Source organism: Porticoccus sp. Uisw_050_02 (assembly GCF_047729555.1).
Lineage (GTDB): Bacteria > Pseudomonadota > Gammaproteobacteria > Pseudomonadales > Porticoccaceae > Porticoccus.
Genome location: NZ_CP159825.1, coordinates 210,377 through 228,524 on the forward strand (window position 1 = coordinate 210,377; position 18,148 = coordinate 228,524).

An 18,148-nucleotide genomic window follows, 5' to 3' on the forward strand; every position below is an offset into this window, starting at 1 on the left:
CAGCAGTGGCTGAGCTAATACACATAGTCAATTGTCAGCCTACTGCATCGTTGAGTAGAATAATTTTACCCGTATGCCCAAATACTTCCATTTGCATGTGCGCTTCAATAGCCTTTGATAAAGGGTATGCAGAATCAATTACTGGCTTAATCTTATTGCTATTGAGGAAATGTACCATGTTTTTGAACTCAGTATTACTGCCCATGGTTGTTCCTTGAATACGAATATGGTTAAAAAAAAGTTTGCCCATCGGAAGACCATCAGGAGGTCCACCGGCCGTGGATCCGAAGAAAACATATCGTCCACCAGGGAGAAGAGTGCTTAGCACGCTATTTAATGCATCGCCTGCAGCGCTGTCAATAACGGCATTAAAGCCTCCAGATTGTTCGTGTAATTTTTTATAGCAATCCGGATCTTGGTAATTTTCAGCTCCAGTAGCCCCCAGCGCTTTAGCGGCATCAATTTTTTCTGCACTACCACTGCTGACATAAACTTCTGCGCCAAGATGCAGGCACCATAATATGGCAAACGTAGACACGCCGCCGCCTGCCCCAGTGACTAAAACCTTTTGACCTAAATGTATTTCAGCCTGTGTGACCACTGCTCTCCATGCTGTAAGTCCAGCAAGTGGTATAGCTGCAGCTTGCTGCCAGTTTAAGTGTTCTGGTTTAGCATGAACATCTCCTGCGGGGGAGCAAATAAATTCTGCAAAGGTGCCCTGATCAGGCATTCCAAGAACACGAAAATCAGGCCCATAATAAACTTCATTTTCTCCCCATGCCCTAGCCGGGTACAGAATAACTTCTTTACCAATTAAGCTTGAATTAACACCCTCGCCTATTTTATCTATTATCCCTGCTCCATCAGAACCTGGTATGCAAGGCACCTGTGTTCCTGGATAACCGCCTCGTGTCATCCAGTAGTCGCGTCGATTGAGCGCTGATGCAACCAACTTTATTCGTACTTCTCCAGGCATAGGAGATGGGGTTTCTACCTCTTTGATTTTCAGACAGCTGGGGCCATTAGTGCTTGTTAATACGACTGCTTGCATTGTGGTATCCTTTACTTAAATATATCGACTATAGTTTACGGAATTTTTTAGTACATCTTTAGTCTTATATGAAGTATTTTTGTATAATCTTTTTTTAAGAGGGCTTGGCTCTCTTAATCGTAATTACTTAGGAGTAGTCATGTCTCAACTGAAGCGTTTGGCTTTTTTTCTGTTTATTGTTTGTTTTTTTTCAGCAGCGCATGCTGGGTTTCCTTTATCGGATGCTTCTGGAAATAAGCTACCTTCGCTATCTCCTATGCTAAAGCAGGTAAACCCTGCAGTGGTAAATATCGCTACATTTTCAACAAATAGCCAAGCACAAAATCCACTAATGAATGATCCCTTTTTTAAGCGTTTTTTCCAAAGCAGACCGGGTCAGAAACGTAGACCTGAATCACAAGCACCTCGTAAAAGGCGACAAAGTGCTGGCTCCGGAGTTATTGTTGATGCCGCAAAAGGTATCATTATGACAAATCATCATGTGATAAAAAATTCTGATGAAGTGCGTGTATCTTTGACGGATGGACGAGAATTTACTGCTGAAATTAAAGGTGTGGATCCAGAGTTGGACATTGCTATTTTGCATATCGACGCCAAAAATCTTGCTGAGGTTCGTTTGGGTGACTCCAATAAATTAGATGTGGGAGATTTTGTTGTAGCTATAGGTAACCCCTTTGGTTTGGGGCAGACGGTTACTACTGGGATAGTGAGCGCCTTGGGTCGGACAGGGTTGGGGATTGAAGGCTATGAAAACTTTATCCAAACCGATGCATCAATTAATCCAGGAAATTCCGGGGGAGCGCTAGTGAGTCTGAATGGAGAGCTTATCGGTATCAATACAGCAATTATTGCTCCATCAGGAGGCAATGTAGGTATTGGTTTTGCAATCCCTGTCAATATGGCTCAAGCGAGCATGGAACAGATTCTCGCAACAGGCGAGGTAAAGAGAGGTCAATTAGGAGTTTCTATTCAAGATATTACGCCTGAACTGCGTGAAGCGTTTGATTTAAAAAATGGCCAGCAAGGGGTTCTAATAACAGGTGTAGCGGAAGACTCTGAAGCCGAAGAAGCGGGTATAAAGGCGGGTGATGTCATTACTGCTGTTGATGGAAGAGCTACCAGCTCAGGGGGGCAACTTAGAAGTCAGATTGGCATAAAAGGAGTGGGAGACAAGGTGGAGTTAAGCTTGATTCGTGAAGGTAAAGCTAAAAAACTGCAGGTAGGAATTGGTAAGCAGCAGTCCAGTACTATTGATGGACAGTTGCATCCGCTATTAGAAGGTATTCGTGTAGAGCCAAGTCGAGACAACAATGGCTTGATGGTTGTTGATTTAGAGCCCAATTCTCGAGCTGCATATATTGGATTAAGGCCAGGAGATCTAATAGTTGGAGTCAACAGAAAAAGAGTAACCGATTTCAATAGTTTCAGTGAAGCATTGAAATTGAGCCAGAGTTCAATTTTATTGCAAATTAGCCGAAATGGACGCCCAATGTATGTGGTTATTCGCTAGAGGCGGACTAGTTTCTGGTGATCTGGTTATGCAGTATTTTTCGCAATCACGGCATACAGCGGATCACCAAATTCTGGCGAATAATCGGCGATTTCTATATTTCCAAAAGAATCAGCCTCAGAAAGGAAGGATTTGATTAAATAGCCGCGTTGTTCATCATTGAGCTGCAGCCAGACTGACGTGGCTTTTGCTTCAAAATAACGATTTGAATAAGTGATAATTAATGGCGCGCCATTTTTTAATGCTCTTCCCATGTCTTTTAGTACGGCTACTGGATTCGTTAGATAGTCAATAGACACACATATAATGCCAGCATCAAACTGGTTGTCATGAAAGGGAAGACTGGGGTCATCGTTGAGGTTATGAGCCACCCATGTATCCAGTTGCTTATTATGAAACATCTCTCTTTCGTTCATACCTAAGCCGGTAACACTTTTATAATCTACTTCCTCTGGCAGATGGGATAGCATGCTACTCATGAGATCTAAAATGTCCCCGTTTTCAGGCAGATATTTGCGGTAGATATTTGTGACAGCATCTATCGCGCTATAGTCGATATGCGCAACAAACCTGGGGATGGTGTAAAATTTTTCATCTGCCGTTTCATCCAGCCGACTAAATGCATCATCAGGTAATTCAAACGATATTTTTTTATCAAAGTTCATATTAAGATAGGAATGGTATTCAAATATATTTCATAAAGTAGGGGTATTCTACAAAAGATAACATAAGAATGGCTACCTCGATTGATGATTTAATTCTTTTATCTCTTGGTTTAGTTGACGTTCAACGTCTCTTGGAGAGCCGGTATTGCGAGCTAGCAAGTCATAAGCAATAGGCACAATAAATAAGGTAAAGAATGTTGCCGCCAGAACTCCAAATAAAATCACTATGCCAATAGCTTTTCTTGTCTCTTCCCCTGCTCCGGAAGATAAAATTAGAGGAATAGAGCCCGCCATAGTTGTGATTGATGTCATGACAATCGGACGCAGACGGGTTTCTGCAGCTCTGATCAAGGCCTTAGAAAATTCCATTCCCTCATCACGTAGCTGGTTAACAAATTCAACAATCAAAATTCCATTCTTGGCTGCCAAGCCAACCAGCATAATGAGCCCAATTTGCGTATAAACATTTAAAGAATTTCCCGTGAAATATAGCCCCGCTAGCGCTCCAGAAATTGCGAGAGGAACGGTTAAAATAATCACTAGAGCATGAATATAGCTCTCAAATTGAGCCGCTAAAACTAAGAGCACAACAGCAAAACCTAAGGCGAAAACAAATAGTAACGATGAGCCACTTTTCTGGTAATCCAGCGAGGTACCCTTATAATCGATGACAGCAGTTTCAGGTAAGTGCTCACGCACTAATTGGCGCATAAAGGATAGAGCTTCTCCTAGCGAATAGTCCTCTTTGAGTCCGGCCTCAATTGTAATAGCGCGCGTACGATTATAGCGATTTAGTGATCTAGCATCAGCGTATTCCTCAATTGTAATCAGGTTACCTAGCGGAATTAGTCTCCCTGTACTGTCAGATCGCACATAAATATTTTGTAAGTCTGTCGGAGTATTTTGCTTGGACCGCTCTCCTTCTAGAATCACATCATACTCTTCTCCATCATCAATATAGGTGGTGACACGACGCGATCCCAGCATAGCCTCTAGCGTGCGACCAATAGTGCGCGCGCTCACTCCTAGGTCATCCGCTCGATCTCTTTCGATAACAATACGTAGTTGCGGCTTCGTTTCTTTATAGTCGCTGTCAAGATCGATTAATCCAGGATTATTTTGATTTATTTTTTTGATCAGAGTATCGCGCCATTCTCCTAGTTGCTCATAAGTGCCACCGCCAATAACAAACTGAACAGGTTTTTTGGTTCCTCGGCCAAACCCTTGACGCATGACAGGGAATGCGCGAACACCAGGAAGATCGCTCATATTTTTAGAAATTTCACCCATGATAATCTTAGCTGAACGGCGCTTACTCCAGTCATTCAGCACAGCAATCACTATGCCGTCATTAAAGCTCGTGAGAGCGCCGAACTGTCGAGGCGCCCTAACCAAAGAGCGGCTGATTTCGCCGCTATCAATATAGGGCTGCATGCGTTTTTCAATCTCATCCATGTACTCTTTGGTGTATTGAAAGCTAGCACCCTCTGGCCCGGTGACTATGAGGTAGAATGCCCCACGATCCTCCTTGGGTGCGTATTCGGATGGAAGGATATTGATAAATAAAATGGCTAATGCCGCAACAGCAGCAAAAACACCAATCATTAGCATCCGATAACCTAATAATTTTTCTAACAGCGATGAGTATGCTGATTTGACCTTTGCGAAGATGCTATCAATTTTCTTAGCCAGCTGGTTAGGCTCTGTTTTTTTTAAGATTTTAGATGCCATCATTGGACTAAGCGATAGGGCTACCACAGTTGAAAATGCTACTGCGACAGACATCGCGATGGCAAATTCAGTGAATAGTCTTCCTAGATCTCCTTTCAAAAAAGTGATCGGCGTAAACACTGCGATTAGTACTAGCGAGGTGGCAACAATAGCAAACCCAACCTGACGAGTTCCTCTATAGGTTGCAGTAAGAGGGGGCTCTCCTTCTTCAATGCGTCGAGAGACGTTCTCTAATACCAGAATAGCATCATCAACGACCAGTCCAATTGCCAGCACCATAGCTAGCAATGTCAGCAGATTAATTGAAAAACCGAAGGCATATAAAACCGTAAATGTTGCAATTAAAGATACAGGCACCGTAATTGCCGGAATAAGCATTGCACGAGCATTTCCGAGAAACATGTAAATGACAAAAATAACCAAACTGATAGTGATAAATAACGTTTTATATACAGCAGTAACCGCATTACGTATAAAGACTGAAGTGTCGTATGAGTTGATGATTTCCATGCCAAGAGGCAGGTCAGGCCCTAGTTGTTTTGCTAAATCAATCGCGTCCTGAGCTATAGTGATAATGTTCGCTTTCGATTGCTTGACAATCCCAATTCCAATCATTGGTATTCCATTGCCGCGGAAAAAAGTTCTATTTTCAATTGCACTTTTTTCAATACGAGCTATATCACCCAGCCTTACAAGATCATTGTTGTTATTTCGGCTAACAACTAGCTTTTTAAAATCTTCAGGGGATTGATAGGCGCGTTCAATGCGAGCGGTAAATTGTGTCTTAATTGATTCAATGCTTCCGGCGGGCAGTTCGATGTTTTCTTTTATTAGCGCATTTTCTACATCAGTAAATGTGATGTTTCGTGCTGCCATTTGGGTGCGATCTAGCCAAACTCGCATTGAGTATTCTAGCCCACCGCCAATACGCACTCGAGCTACACCAGGAAGCACTGAAAAGCGATCCTGCAGATATCGCTTGGCATAGTCTGTAAGTTCCATAGTGTCGAGTCTGTCACTTACGAGATTGAGCCATAAGATAACATCATCGCTTGAGTCTGCTTTTTGAATATCAGGGGGTTCCGCCTCCTCGGGTAAATTGTCAATTACTCCAGAAACACGATCACGTACATCGTTGGTCGCCGCTTCAATATCACGATTAATATCAAATTCAATATTGATGCGAGAGCGACCATCAGATGAATTAGATGAGATAAATTTTATACCCTCAATTCCTGAAATTCTATCTTCAATTACTTCAGTGATACGAGTTTCGACAATATTAGCTGAGGCTCCTTGGTAGGTTGTACTGATAGAAACTACGGGTGGATCAATATCGGGATATTCACGTAAGGAGAGATTAGAAAATGAAACCAAGCCAAATGAAACCAATAGTAGGGCTATAACTGAGGCAAAAACTGGCCGTTTAACAGAAATATCCGACAGGAACATTTAGTGCGCACCATGAACATTTTGTATTAACAGTTCAGCTAATGGAGTATTTTCTGTTTCTATAGCGCGAATGGAAATTTCAGCGCCATCTTTAATTTTTAACAATCCGTGTGTGATCACCTGATCGTGCTGCTTTACCCCAGACAAAATTTCAATCTCACCAGGTATCCTAGATCCAATCTCAACCCCAATCTCTTGCGCGTTTAGCTGGCTGTTAGCTTTGGTTACGATGTATACAAAATTTTTCTCGCCACGCTTAATGAGGGCTTCTTCAGGTATGAGTAGCGCCTGACGCTCATGCGCCATAATGACAACCTTCATTAGCAAGCCTGGCTTTAAAATTCGATCTTTATTGGAAGCGATCGCCCTGACCTTGATCGTTCTTGTGATAGGGTCGATTCGTGTATTTATCGTTTTTATTTTACCAGCAAATTCTCTGTTGCCGAAAGCCGCTACTTTGCCAGTAATCGGCATATCTTTTTGTAGTAACGACAAGAAAATCGATGGCACATCAAAGTCAATTTTTATGATACTGATATCATCAATTGTTGTGATGGGGTCTCCCGGTTGGACTAGCGCACCTACGCTCACCTCCCGTAAGCCTAGAACACCATCAAAGGGCGCTAAAATAGCTCGCTTATCTAGGCGCAGGGTTACTAGCAAATCGCCAGTTTTAACTACCTGGCCCTCTTGAAAGTGTATCGCAGTCACTTTTTCGGCAGTATTGGCTGTAATTAAGGTCATTTCATTTGACCTGGTTGTACCTAATGCTTCCACTCGATCAGTTAGCATAGTTTTTTTGACAGGCGCGACAATAACACTAGTCGGACCTTCTTGGGACGATCTTTTTGCCATTACTGGTAAGACTGTGATGATGAGTGTTAGAAGAACTAAAAAGGCTGTGATGTGAATCATATTGGCACTGCTCTTAATTATAAAAAAGTATTCTTCAGGCTTTATAGTAAATATTCATTCAGTATATATAGTAACCTGGTACATACAAAATAGTTCCAATCGGGGTAAACCTGTAAAAAAGAAGAGAAATTGATGAATTGGAGAACACTATGACTGGATTCACTTTACACACAGAAGAAAGCGCACCTAGCGCCAGCAAACCACTGTTAGCCCAGTCGCAAAAAGCCTTTGGCATGATTCCAAGGCTACACGCAGTAATGGCTGAATCACCAGAGCTGCTTGAAGCATACCAGTGTATTCATGAACTCTTCGTTAACTCCTGTTTTGACAAGGATGAGCTCACCGTAGTCTGGCAGGCAATCAATGTTGAACACTCATGCCACTACTGTGTTCCTGGACACACCGCGATAGCTAAATCCATGGGTGTAAGTGATGACATATCAGAAGCACTGCGTAACGAAACACCACTACCCAGCGACCGACTAGAGGCTCTGCGCGCATTTACAGTAAGCGTGGTTCGCGACCGAGGTAATGTGGATAACGACACAGTTCAGATATTTCTCAATGCTGGGTTTACTCGCCGCCATATCCTCGAAGTAATTCTTGGGGTCTCTCAGAAAGTGATGTCTAACTACATCAATCACTTAGCGAAAACGCCTGTAGATGCACCGTTTAAAAAATTCGAATGGACAAAATCGGTTTAATGGGATGGCGAATGGAAGAATAATGGTAAAGGCGTATTAATTTATGAAAGGAGTGAAAAAAACACACCTCCCACAGAAAGTTTGTCCTATATGTAATCGATCATTCAGCTGGAGAAAGAAGTGGGAAAAAGTTTGGAATGAAGTTAGATATTGCTCAATAAAATGCAAGAGTGAAAAAAATAAATCTCAATAAATGAAGATAAATTATTTTCTATATAAAGTTTCATTCTTACCCATACAATGGACTTAAACTATAAAGCTGGTCTGACTAAGCGTATTTGATTAAAAAAATCCTGACAGGGATCTGTAATAAAAAAGACAGTATCGATAACTAGATATTTTTTCTAATCGATTCGAAATTTTTCTAATATATCTCTGGAAATATATTCTAACGCCTTCTCATGTGTTGCCTTAAAATCTAAGAGTGGAGCCATACCAGCCTCATAAGCCTCTTTCCAGCGCAATACACATAAACACCATCGGTCACCTGTTTTTAGCCCTGGAAACTGATATTCAGGCAGAGGCGTACCTAGATCGTTACCTCTTGATTTAGTAAACCTCAGAAACTCATCTGTGATGATGGCGCATACTACATGGGTTCCGTGATCTGCTAAGTTAGTATTGCAATACCCATCCCTTAGAAAGCCAGTCACAGGATCACTGCAGCAGGAAGTCAATTTTCCGCCTAAAACATTTTTTGTTTGCTCATGGTGTTGTCTAGGAGAAGTATTACCTCCAGCGAACTCTTTAGTTTCATTATGCCCTTCTTCCATCTTACGCCTCCCTTGGTAACCACCATGTAGTATACATTTAACAGGTATGGGTAATGTAGTTGTTGTTACCTTTATCACTACTTTTTATTTCCTCTTCTAGAAAACCAAACATCTTTGTCTATATTCACTACCTTTCTTGTTTAGCGCCTTACTCTTGATAACTGACTAACACCTCTCCTAACCGACATGCCGCTAGCAGTCTCTTCTTCAGCGCTTGCCTTACTTACAATTGCATTTTATTTACTTACCTATACCATATAGAGGTATAAGGTATTTTAGTTAGACTAGGGGAAACAAACCATGGCAGATTGTTGCGAATCAAAATATCCAGATTATGGAAAACATATTCCAAGAGTGAATAAAGCTATAGGTCAGCTGAATGGGATAAAAAAAATGATTGAAGAAGGCAGGTATTGCCCTGACATTATCACGCAATTAAGGGCAGTGAGTTCAGCTTGCCAGTCACTCGAAATAATTATGCTTCAAAAGCACCTTGAATCCTGTGTGATTGATGCCTTTCAGTCAAATGACAAGAATGCTCAGAAAGAAAAAATTCGAGAGCTAACAAATTTGTATAAGGGGAAAAATGTTTTGTATGTTGGTGACGAAAAACATGAATAAGTTGTATTTCATATTTATTTTGCTGTTAGCAGCGCACCAATCTATGATTCATGCAGCACCGATGAGCTTTAAAGGGTCAACAACCAGCATGACTCAAGCGAGCAAAAATTATTTTAGTATTGAGTCTAGCTACGCTTCATCTATTAAGGAGTCGTTTGGCGTAAAGACTGTTAGAGCTAAGGGTAACGGCTATGACACAACGTCAGGAGAAATATTTTATTTAAGAAAATTGATGAGAAAAAATACTATTAATTCGCAGGCAAATTTATGGCTGTTTGCTGGAGCAGGCTTTATAGGCATAAAAAAAAATAACATAAAAGAGCATCATGTCTATTTAAGCCCAATCTTGCAGTTTGATTATGAGACCAAAAGAATGTACGGAATGGTTTCTCACCAAGTCTTAAGAGCTGGTCATGAGAACTTTGATGCAACCAAAATTGAAGGCGGCTTTTCGTTCTATGCAGCAGGGTACACTGAAATTCAGCCCTGGTTCATATTAAAAACTAAAAACATCAATAGTCTAAATAACAAAATTAAATATACGCCTACACTTAGATTGATTAATAAATCCATATTTATGGATGTTGGAGTATCGACGGATGGAGATGCATCCTTTCATTTCATGTATACATTTTAGGAGAGTATTTAATGAAAAAAACAATATTTCTAATAGCCATAATACTTTTCAGTGTGCATAGCTACGCATTGACTCAAAAAATTGAAGTACTGGGTATGGTATGCGCTTTTTGCGCACAAGGTATAGAGAAGAGCTTCAGGGCCGCGGATAACGTTGATGATGTTTTTGTTAGTCTAGAAAATTACTTTGTCGCTATAGAATCGAAAGATGGGCTTGATAATAAACTTATTACGAAAGTGATCAATGATGCAGGCTACGATGTTCGAAAAATAGAAATTTTTCCTGGCACTATGAGTCAAATTAGGATCGAGAATGAAAAATAAGCTAGCAGACTACCTATCTTTATTTGCTAGTAGCGGAACTATTATTTGCTGTGCGTTACCTGCGTTGCTAGTTTCAATTGGTGCGGGGGCAGCGCTAAGTTCTCTTTTTTCAATATTTCCACAACTCATTGTTATTTCAATATATAAGGCTCAGATATTTATTGGTGCTTTTACGATGCTCGTAATTTCTGGAGTGCTCCAATACCGCGCAAAAAATCTGCCTTGCCCTATAGACGAAAAAAAAGCGGATGCGTGCACTAAGGCAAAAAAACTATCATTAATTATTTATTTTATTTCAGTAGGATTTTTTATTATTGGGCTTACTTTTGCTTACCTCATTCCATCTTTGCTATAAGTGAAGCGCTTATACACTGGGCTTTAACTATATTGGTGGAGGCGGCGGGAATTGAACCAATTCAGCCCTCTGCCGTAACATTATAGGGATTAAAGGAGTTGTAGAGGTTATCTACTCCCATTTTCACTCCCATTGATGTTGCTGCTTCTTAATACGAGATACAGTTGATGGTGCAACACCAAACTTATTAGCAGTCTTTCTTACTGATACCCCACTAGATAGAGCATCTACGATACCCTCTTTATCTATTGCTTTAGACTGCTTTCTCTTTAGGTAAACACCAGTAGCCTTAGCTATCGCTATACCTTCACTTTGCCTTTCTCTAATCATGTCACGTTCAAAGGTAGCCACTGCACCCATGATTGAAAGCATCAGCTTCTGATTCTTGTCTTCTCTATTATACGTGATAGCCTCTTTAATAAACTGTAGCTCACAACCTGCGCTGTTAATCGTTTCAATCAGTTGGAGTAGGTCAGTAAGGTTTCTAGCTAATCTACTAATGTCATGTACAACAATAGTGTCACCACTTCTCATGCTATCTAATAAGCGTTGAAGCTCTGGTCTATTTGTATCTTTTCCGCTGCACTTATCTTCATAGACCTTATCAAGCTCAACTCCATCTAACTGTCTGGCTGTGTTCTGGTCTACGCTGCTTACTCTCTTATAACCTAATCTCATTGCCTACATTCTCCAAGTCGGTGTAGTTGTTCTTACTGTACTCTTAGTGTATTTACATGTCTAGACTTAAGACAATAATATGACCAAGTACCAGAACATAAGGCTTGAGGTGTATTTATTTAATATGGGATATGATGTATTCGTAAGTACACTTGTAGATACACTAGCTAATGCTTGCTGCTATTGCTTCTTAAAACTTTTGTTTCGTTAGTTTGAAAAACTTATTACTTTTAAATATTCTTGGATAACAGGACAGGGGGCGGGGGAGGGCTTATGGCTTGCTGCTTGTATATAGTACCCACCCCCATACAAAATAGCTGAAATTGAATAATCCTATAATTAGAGTAATCTGTTTAATAAATTGATAGTTTAAGAAAAATAAACATGACAAATACACGCAAGTGGCTAATGATTTTAATACTTCCGTTCATTTTCGTTTCATCTTCTGCCTTGGCAGCATTTGATGATAATCTTAGCAAGGTGTGCGAGAAATCTTCTGGTAGCATCATCAAGGTATATCAAGGACTCGGGAGTCCAGCTCCAGCTGGCAGTAGCCCCTTCAAACAGGCGGCAGATACAAGCAACGATGGCAGTTATTGCTCGGAGATTCCTGATGCTTACCGTATTAATATATATAAATTTGGTACATGTACAGCAGACCCGTTTGCAGTTAATGACTTTTCAACTTGTTCATATTTCATTGACTCTGAGACACCGGTGGTTCATACCATTCAAGGAGTTGGCGTACCAGCAGCTTTAGCTACGACTGGTGTTATCGCCCCAGGAACCTACGGCTATGGATTCATGATACTCAACAACTCCCTCGAGGTTAAGCATACACAAACATTCGATACAGCTATGTTTTCAAACCCTGCTGGTGGAGGTATAGTGTCAGGAACTACCTGCTGGTCCATAGCATACACCACTACTTATGGTGGTTTTGATCCTGCCTTGCGCGACAATGGGTCAGTCACAAGCACCGGAATAGAATGTGGTACAGCCGCAGATGCTGCCCCAGCATTCACTAAGGAAATATTTGATTCACTGGGGGGAGGATTCGGCGAAGAAGCCTTTACGGCTACCGATGCAAGCTCTTACACACAGCCGAGTGGCGACGTTATGAGAGCCAAGTTGCTGCAAGATGACAACGCAAGTGTTGCGACTGGTTTTGCTAACGCAAAAAGAATTTTTGTCAGAGTTGATTTCGCAACAGATAAGGTTGTAACAGCATCAAGCAACTTCGAAATCAATTTCAAGCTTACAGATGCAGTCGCTATTGACACAGGCTATGACGTTGGCGCCGAACGACAATACATCATCAAAATGGGCGCAGACCCCTTTCAAGTGGATGTCGTAGTCACTGATTAAAGTTATCACTTTTAGTTGCGATGCTCATGCTAGATTACTGCACGGTAGCACTTTCATATCATCTCTGAAGCCCGCCATTCATAAGGCTTTAAAAACCAACTACCATCAAAAAAACATAAATCTGTGGCTAAATCTGTGGCTAAATATTTACCCCACGGGGGGTGTCTCAGCTTGGGCTATATTTATAGTACCCACCCCCATACAAAATAGCTGAAATTGAAAAACCAACAAACATAAAAATGCCCGAAAATATCCGGGCACTCTGGGGATTATCTAATAACAGTAGGTCTGATAAAACTAGACCAAGTTATGTATTGCCATACAAACACCTATCCATACAAACATCTAGCCAGACTAGATTGCTACATTTATCTGCACCACTATGATGAGTAGTTAAAACCCTACTGTGTAATTAAAGTAAAGAGTCTTAGAACTAGTCTTGGTGTAGGCTAACTCTTGATACTGCGCTTGTACTGAAAAAGCTTGATTTGGGGTGATATAATAAGTAGCACCTAAAGTTACTACTGGTCTGGTTTTATTGATACTGGTATTTAGATCGACTGGTGTGAGTCCAGTTATGGTTGAAGAAGTGGCTTGGATTTTATCCACATTGTTACTTACATCATGTTCAACGCCAAGAGCTCCATTAAGTGTGACTGTATTGTCGAGCTTATATTTGGCTTTCATACCCATAATTACTGTAGTCGATTTATCTTCTAAGGTATTAAAGGTCAAAGGATTTTCGACTCCCGTCTCGGTATAACCATCTTGTTTGATAATAGCACGACGCGCAGCAAGGTAGGGGCGGTAAAAATTAGCTCCATCACTAAACTGGTATGACACTTCAGCAACATAACTTTGTACATCAATCTCGGTTTTACCTTTTCCTTTCTCCGCCTCACCTATTTCGCTTCTGGTAATGGTCATATCTTTTACTTGGTAAGCATTGGCTACTCTGACTTGAAAACCAAGATGATTAGCAAACTGGTTCCATACTAAGTTTCCACCGATCATAGGTCCTTTATTGCTCACCTTTAGACCTCTGGGATTCTTTCTTGTGACTTGTTGGTCGACAAACCCTGAAGCGCGAAAGTTCTTGTTAAACTTTTTACCCCAAACAAACACTGCCGCTGAGCTTGACGAGTCAGAGTTATTATTAGCATTTACATCTGTGTGACGACCCCCTATAGAGAAACAGTTTCCTTTTTGATTAAATAAATCGCAATCATAAGTATTCATGTTGGCAAAATTAGCGGTGGCAGATTTGTGTAAAAGTTGTGAAAATTCTGAGGCAATACTATCCCCAATTTCCTCAATAGTATCTATAGTATCTTCCGTCATACATCCTATACAGCCACCTACAACTAAGTCCCATAAGTTGGCAGATGAATTCTCCAAGGTCCACGCCCAGGTTCTTCCATCATAGGAATAATAACCTGAATGTCCTGCGGTAATATTTGATGCTTCTAAGCCATCAATGACGCTAGCATAGGTAGTATTATTTTGTAAAACAGACCCTGCATATATACCAAAAGAAGTTGTTCCGCTAACGGTACTAAAAATTATTTTTCCGTAGTCTGAAGTACTATTAATGACAGCATTATAATTGGTTGGTATTTTTCCATAATAAGTAAGTCCACTTTGGCGGTTATTTAGGGTGGCTATAGTAGATGCATTTCTTACATTGATATCATGTGCACCAGCTCCTAACGTATTAATAGTACCAAGGTTAGTTATAGTAGCTCCAGTACTTCCTGAAACATCTAGACCCCAACCAACTACTTGTCCAAATGGACCTCCACCACCTTCAACATTAATATTACTATTACTATTTATTAGAACATTCATGTCAGTAGTGTTGTATAACATTATTCCAGGAGTATCTACTGCAGTTGTAGTGATATTTCCATTTAGTGTAAAGTTAGAGTTAACCTCAGTAATAATCATAGCACCATAGGAAAGATACTTACTTGTATTAATATTTCCATTTAACGTAATATCGTTATTGTTACTATGAGTAGTAATTATTCCATAACCATCAGTAGCAATATCTCCAGTTATAGTAATTGTGTTATTGTCACTAGAACTCATAAACAAACCATATGTGTTAAGAGCTACAGAAGTTATATCTCCAGTATAACTAAGAGTATTCCTATCAGAATTCATAATCCTTATTCCAGTTAAGCCTGCAGGAGAAGCTATAGGAGTATCAGATGTTAAGGTATAAGTGATGTCGTTAACCCCACTAACAAAACATCCATGTGAAGGCATAGTACTAGTTCCAGTTACACAAGCATCTTGAGCCATTACCTGGGAAGTAATAGAGAGAGTGATGACAAGACTGACCACCCCAATAGATTGGTAAATAGTTCTATGCATAATATTTTCGATTCACTTGGTTAGTATTCAGGTGACTAAGTAAGGGGAAACAAAGGCACTCTATCAATATAAGACAGATGCTCTATTAGGCCCTAAAGGGTAATCAATGGTTGAATTTTAAAGGGTGCCTAAAGGTCAATATAATGACCCTTAGGAATACAATCTATGTTTTCAAAGCATACATTATTGCAGTATGTGTTGTTGTTGGGGGGAAGCTATCACTCTAAGAGCCACTAATAGCCTACATTTAACAGGTATGGGTAATGTATTAGTTGTTGTTGCTACTACTACCTTGTTATAAGTTCCTTAGAAACCAAACATCTTTGTCTATATTCACTACCTTCCTTGTTTAGTGTCTTACTCTAGACAACTAACTAACTCCCACTCTCCTTTACTTAGTTAACGTGTTTTAGGGGGGGCGGGGGGGGTCTCTCAGCTTGGGCTATGTATATAGTAACCACCCAATCATTTAAAAGCTGAAATTAGGAAATCTTTAGTTTTAGGATTATGATTTTAAAAAAAGGAATAGGGTTAGACAATGAAACTAAAACTAATAGCACTTACATTCATAGCAATTCTAGCTACTGGGTGCTGGGCAGTTAAACCTATTGCTACTTCTGGAGATAAGGTCTTTTCAGAACATGGCACAGGTAGAATTGGTAATGCTTTGGAAGGTGCACAAGCATACTGTGAAACTAGAGGTAAAAATGCTGAACTCGTTGACATGCAGTGTATTAGACCAAGATGTAATTCAGAATATATCTGTGTAGATAAATAATGAAAACACTAATTAAATCTGCACTGCTTCTACTGTTGGTTATGTCTTTAGCTGGATGTGGTGCTGTGGATGTATATAAGAACGTTAAAGACCTGAAGACTCAAGATAGTTCATTCTGGATGACGCACTCAGATTACAAGACACTAATTGAAAAGTATGGACTCTACGAGCCTGCTTCAAAGCATCCTTTCCATATCAAGATAGCATCTGTTTCTCAGAAGGTGAATGCTGAATATCTTACAGATGACGAAGCAATTGTTTACTTAAAAGGTTATGAGGCTTATAAAATATGCTGTTCAGGACAATCAGTCTCACTCACTGATAGCCTTGATGAACTTGGTAACGCTAGAGCAAGTATGTTAAATAAAAGGGACGCTATCGCAATAAAACTTTATAAAAAAGAAATTTCCATCGGTGATGCTGCAACAGCCTTTTCATCTTTAGAATTGAGCTATAGAGAATCCCTTGCAAATACAAAGAAAGAAGAAAAACAAAGAGAGAAAGATAGAGAGGCAATGGAAGCACCAAAAAACCAAAAATGCGAATATATTAACAATACAGTGCAATGTAGAAACTACTAATGAAAACACTCCTCACACCACTACTACTAATTCTAATAGCACTCCCTAGTTATGCTAGTGTAATTCTAATAGCACTTCCTAGTTATGCTAGTGAGCTACCTCCTTGCCCTGAAGACCAAACCCAAACTTACCATAACTGTTTTGGCACTATTACTTTTGATAATGGCAATAAATATGTAGGTGAATTTAAGGATGGTAAGGAAAACGGACAAGGCGCTTACACTTTCCCTAGTGGTGAAAAATACGTAGGTGAATTTAAGGATGATAGGTTTAACGGCAAAGGTACATTTACTTGGGCTAATGGTGCTAAATACGTCGGTGAGTACAAGGATAATAAGAGGCATGGCAATGGCACATATACTTGGGCTAATGGCAATAAATACGTAGGTGAGTACAAGGATGGTAAGAGAAATGGCAAGGGTACATTCACTTGGGCTGATGGTGCTATATACAAAGGTGAGTTCAAGGATGATAAGAAAACTGGCAAAGGCACTTACACTTGGGCTAGTGGCAAAGTTGAATCAGGTATATATGCTGATAATAAATACCTTTATGATTTAGCTGAACACCGTAGAAGAGAAGAAAATAGAAAAGAAAATAATGCTCGCACTGAATGTGCTAAAGAAGCAGGTAAGGCAGGGACTGAATATGCTGCTAAGAAGATTGAAGAAGCCTGCTTAGAGCAAAAGGGATACGGTAAGGCCTGGTATGAATGGTAGATAGAGGAATTAAGAAATGAAAATACTACTCACAATCTGTTTACTCTTAATTACCTCGCAAGTCTTTGCAAAGAAAATAACGGTATATGATTGTCCAACTGAGGCTGATGCAAGGTCATGTAATAATTGCAAGAAATCAAGTTACATGAATATAAAAGTTAATGTAAATACGAATAAAGTCCTGTTGCAGCATCCTGAATCTAACACGAATACTTATCTCCAAACGGTAAAACACGAAGATGAATGGATTGCCAAGAATACAAACTTTGCATCGCTATGGACTGTAAAAGAAACTCTTGAGGTGTTTGATGAAGACAATTGGGAATATCTGAAGGTCGAAAATGTTTTCTATACAAGTACGAATCAAAGAAGAATATTTAGGGAACAAAAAGAGAGTATGGTAAATGGCAAATATTACGCAATGGATAGGGGCCTTACCAACTATCCCTTTTACTGGTGCGGAAAGTGATAATAACTAAAAAGAAGAGAAAAAAACAATGAAACTAAAACTACTAACACCACTACTACTAACCCTAACTACATTATTCTTTATAGCTAATGCTAATGCTAAGACTTTTAATACAAACATACCAGGGTTAGTAATAAAAGAACTTAGTTGTTTATATAGTACTTATGATGGTAGGTGGGTGAATAGGAACAATCAATCATTGGGAAAAAAGCGTATAAAAATTTCTATGTATGATTCAGATGGAGATAGAACGGGTATGCAGTCAACAAACTATTCAATAAATATGGGTGCAAAGTCTGGAGGTGATTTTACGACTCAGTCATGGGGTAGTTCGTGTTCATCTAGTTATAGTTTTGCAATTTTTGTAGAGTAATGCACAAAAAGGGACAAATATATTATCAGTAAACCTAGCACTGGTACTGTTCTTAGCGATTTTACC

The 18,148-nt window shown here is 39.9% G+C and carries 20 protein-coding genes; 13 read left to right on the top strand and 7 right to left on the bottom strand.

The window, feature by feature from the left end; genetic code table 11:
- Positions 1-34: 34 nt before the first annotated feature.
- Positions 35-1,051 carry a quinone oxidoreductase family protein gene (locus ABXT41_RS00995; protein ID WP_415390979.1) on the bottom strand — a complete coding sequence of 339 codons (1,017 nt, stop codon included), beginning with the start codon at positions 1,049-1,051 and terminating at the stop codon, positions 35-37.
- Between the two features lie 139 nt (positions 1,052-1,190).
- Here ABXT41_RS00995 and ABXT41_RS01000 point away from each other — a divergent pair, with 139 nt between their 5' ends.
- Positions 1,191-2,561, top strand: a complete 1,371-nt coding sequence (locus ABXT41_RS01000; RefSeq protein WP_415390980.1) for a Do family serine endopeptidase — start codon at positions 1,191-1,193, stop codon at positions 2,559-2,561.
- Positions 2,562-2,587: 26 nt separating this feature from the next.
- On the opposite strand, the gene ABXT41_RS01005 is transcribed toward ABXT41_RS01000, so the two are convergent.
- The 3 genes from ABXT41_RS01005 to ABXT41_RS01015 form a co-directional block, all read right to left on the bottom strand.
- Positions 2,588-3,226, bottom strand: a complete 639-nt coding sequence (locus ABXT41_RS01005) for a class I SAM-dependent methyltransferase (protein WP_415390981.1) — start codon at positions 3,224-3,226, stop codon at positions 2,588-2,590.
- A 72-nt stretch (positions 3,227-3,298) separates the two neighbouring features.
- A complete protein-coding gene (locus tag ABXT41_RS01010; protein ID WP_415390982.1) occupies positions 3,299-6,409 on the bottom strand; it encodes an efflux RND transporter permease subunit in 3,111 nt (1,036 codons plus the stop codon).
- Positions 6,410-7,324 (bottom strand): efflux RND transporter periplasmic adaptor subunit, encoded by a 915-nt coding sequence (locus ABXT41_RS01015; protein ID WP_415390983.1) that lies wholly within the window; start codon positions 7,322-7,324, stop codon positions 6,410-6,412. It lies immediately after the preceding gene.
- A 149-nt stretch (positions 7,325-7,473) separates the two neighbouring features.
- Between ABXT41_RS01015 and ABXT41_RS01020 the strand changes: the two genes are divergently transcribed.
- Both ABXT41_RS01020 and ABXT41_RS01025 read left to right on the top strand, forming a co-directional pair.
- A complete protein-coding gene (locus ABXT41_RS01020; protein WP_415390984.1) occupies positions 7,474-8,028 on the top strand; it encodes a carboxymuconolactone decarboxylase family protein in 555 nt (184 codons plus the stop codon).
- A gap of 43 nt (positions 8,029-8,071) precedes the next feature.
- Positions 8,072-8,221: a DUF2256 domain-containing protein gene (locus ABXT41_RS01025; RefSeq protein WP_415390985.1), complete on the top strand. Its 150-nt coding sequence runs from the start codon at positions 8,072-8,074 to the stop codon at positions 8,219-8,221.
- A gap of 151 nt (positions 8,222-8,372) precedes the next feature.
- On the opposite strand, the gene ABXT41_RS01030 is transcribed toward ABXT41_RS01025, so the two are convergent.
- Entirely contained in the window at positions 8,373-8,879 is a 507-nt protein-coding gene (locus ABXT41_RS01030) for a DUF2237 family protein (protein WP_415390986.1), read from the bottom strand.
- A gap of 222 nt (positions 8,880-9,101) precedes the next feature.
- Here ABXT41_RS01030 and ABXT41_RS01035 point away from each other — a divergent pair, with 222 nt between their 5' ends.
- The 4 genes from ABXT41_RS01035 to ABXT41_RS01050 are packed head-to-tail and all read left to right on the top strand — an operon-like array spanning position 9,102 to position 10,737.
- Entirely contained in the window at positions 9,102-9,422 is a 321-nt protein-coding gene (locus tag ABXT41_RS01035) for a metal-sensitive transcriptional regulator (protein ID WP_415390987.1), read from the top strand.
- The gene (locus ABXT41_RS01040) at positions 9,415-10,059 is read left to right on the top strand and encodes a hypothetical protein (protein WP_415390988.1); all 645 of its coding nucleotides are present in this window, start codon (positions 9,415-9,417) and stop codon (positions 10,057-10,059) included. Before ABXT41_RS01035 ends, ABXT41_RS01040 begins: the two co-directional genes overlap by 8 nt.
- Before the next feature lie 11 nt (positions 10,060-10,070).
- Complete coding sequence (locus tag ABXT41_RS01045) at positions 10,071-10,382, top strand: heavy-metal-associated domain-containing protein (RefSeq protein WP_415390989.1); 312 nt, start codon at positions 10,071-10,073, stop codon at positions 10,380-10,382.
- Entirely contained in the window at positions 10,372-10,737 is a 366-nt protein-coding gene (locus tag ABXT41_RS01050; RefSeq protein ID WP_415390990.1) for a hypothetical protein, read from the top strand. Before ABXT41_RS01045 ends, ABXT41_RS01050 begins: the two co-directional genes overlap by 11 nt.
- Positions 10,738-10,860: 123 nt before the next feature.
- Here the strand turns inward: ABXT41_RS01050 and ABXT41_RS01055 are convergent, their stop codons facing one another.
- Positions 10,861-11,415, bottom strand: a complete 555-nt coding sequence (locus tag ABXT41_RS01055) for a recombinase family protein (RefSeq protein WP_415390991.1) — start codon at positions 11,413-11,415, stop codon at positions 10,861-10,863.
- A gap of 384 nt (positions 11,416-11,799) precedes the next feature.
- Here ABXT41_RS01055 and ABXT41_RS01060 point away from each other — a divergent pair, with 384 nt between their 5' ends.
- Complete coding sequence (locus tag ABXT41_RS01060) at positions 11,800-12,783, top strand: hypothetical protein (protein WP_415390992.1); 984 nt, start codon at positions 11,800-11,802, stop codon at positions 12,781-12,783.
- 393 nt (positions 12,784-13,176) lie between these two features.
- Here ABXT41_RS01060 and ABXT41_RS01065 read toward each other — a convergent pair whose 3' ends face one another.
- On the bottom strand, positions 13,177-15,162 hold the full coding sequence (locus ABXT41_RS01065) for a hypothetical protein (protein ID WP_415390993.1): 1,986 nt from the start codon (positions 15,160-15,162) through the stop codon (positions 13,177-13,179).
- A 538-nt stretch (positions 15,163-15,700) separates the two neighbouring features.
- On the opposite strand from ABXT41_RS01065, the gene ABXT41_RS01070 reads away from it, so the two are divergent.
- From ABXT41_RS01070 to ABXT41_RS01090, 5 genes are read left to right on the top strand one after another with little or no spacing between them, the layout of a single operon-like run.
- A complete protein-coding gene (locus tag ABXT41_RS01070) occupies positions 15,701-15,940 on the top strand; it encodes a hypothetical protein (RefSeq protein ID WP_415390994.1) in 240 nt (79 codons plus the stop codon).
- Positions 15,940-16,521, top strand: a complete 582-nt coding sequence (locus ABXT41_RS01075; protein WP_415390995.1) for a hypothetical protein — start codon at positions 15,940-15,942, stop codon at positions 16,519-16,521. The genes ABXT41_RS01070 and ABXT41_RS01075 overlap by 1 nt, the downstream gene beginning before the upstream one ends.
- Positions 16,521-17,240: an MORN repeat-containing protein gene (locus ABXT41_RS01080; RefSeq protein WP_415390996.1), complete on the top strand. Its 720-nt coding sequence runs from the start codon at positions 16,521-16,523 to the stop codon at positions 17,238-17,240. Before ABXT41_RS01075 ends, ABXT41_RS01080 begins: the two co-directional genes overlap by 1 nt.
- A gap of 16 nt (positions 17,241-17,256) precedes the next feature.
- Positions 17,257-17,709 carry a hypothetical protein gene (locus ABXT41_RS01085; RefSeq protein WP_415390997.1) on the top strand — a complete coding sequence of 151 codons (453 nt, stop codon included), beginning with the start codon at positions 17,257-17,259 and terminating at the stop codon, positions 17,707-17,709.
- A 28-nt stretch (positions 17,710-17,737) separates the two neighbouring features.
- Positions 17,738-18,082, top strand: a complete 345-nt coding sequence (locus ABXT41_RS01090; RefSeq protein ID WP_415390998.1) for a hypothetical protein — start codon at positions 17,738-17,740, stop codon at positions 18,080-18,082.
- The last annotated feature ends 66 nt before the right edge of the window (positions 18,083-18,148 follow it).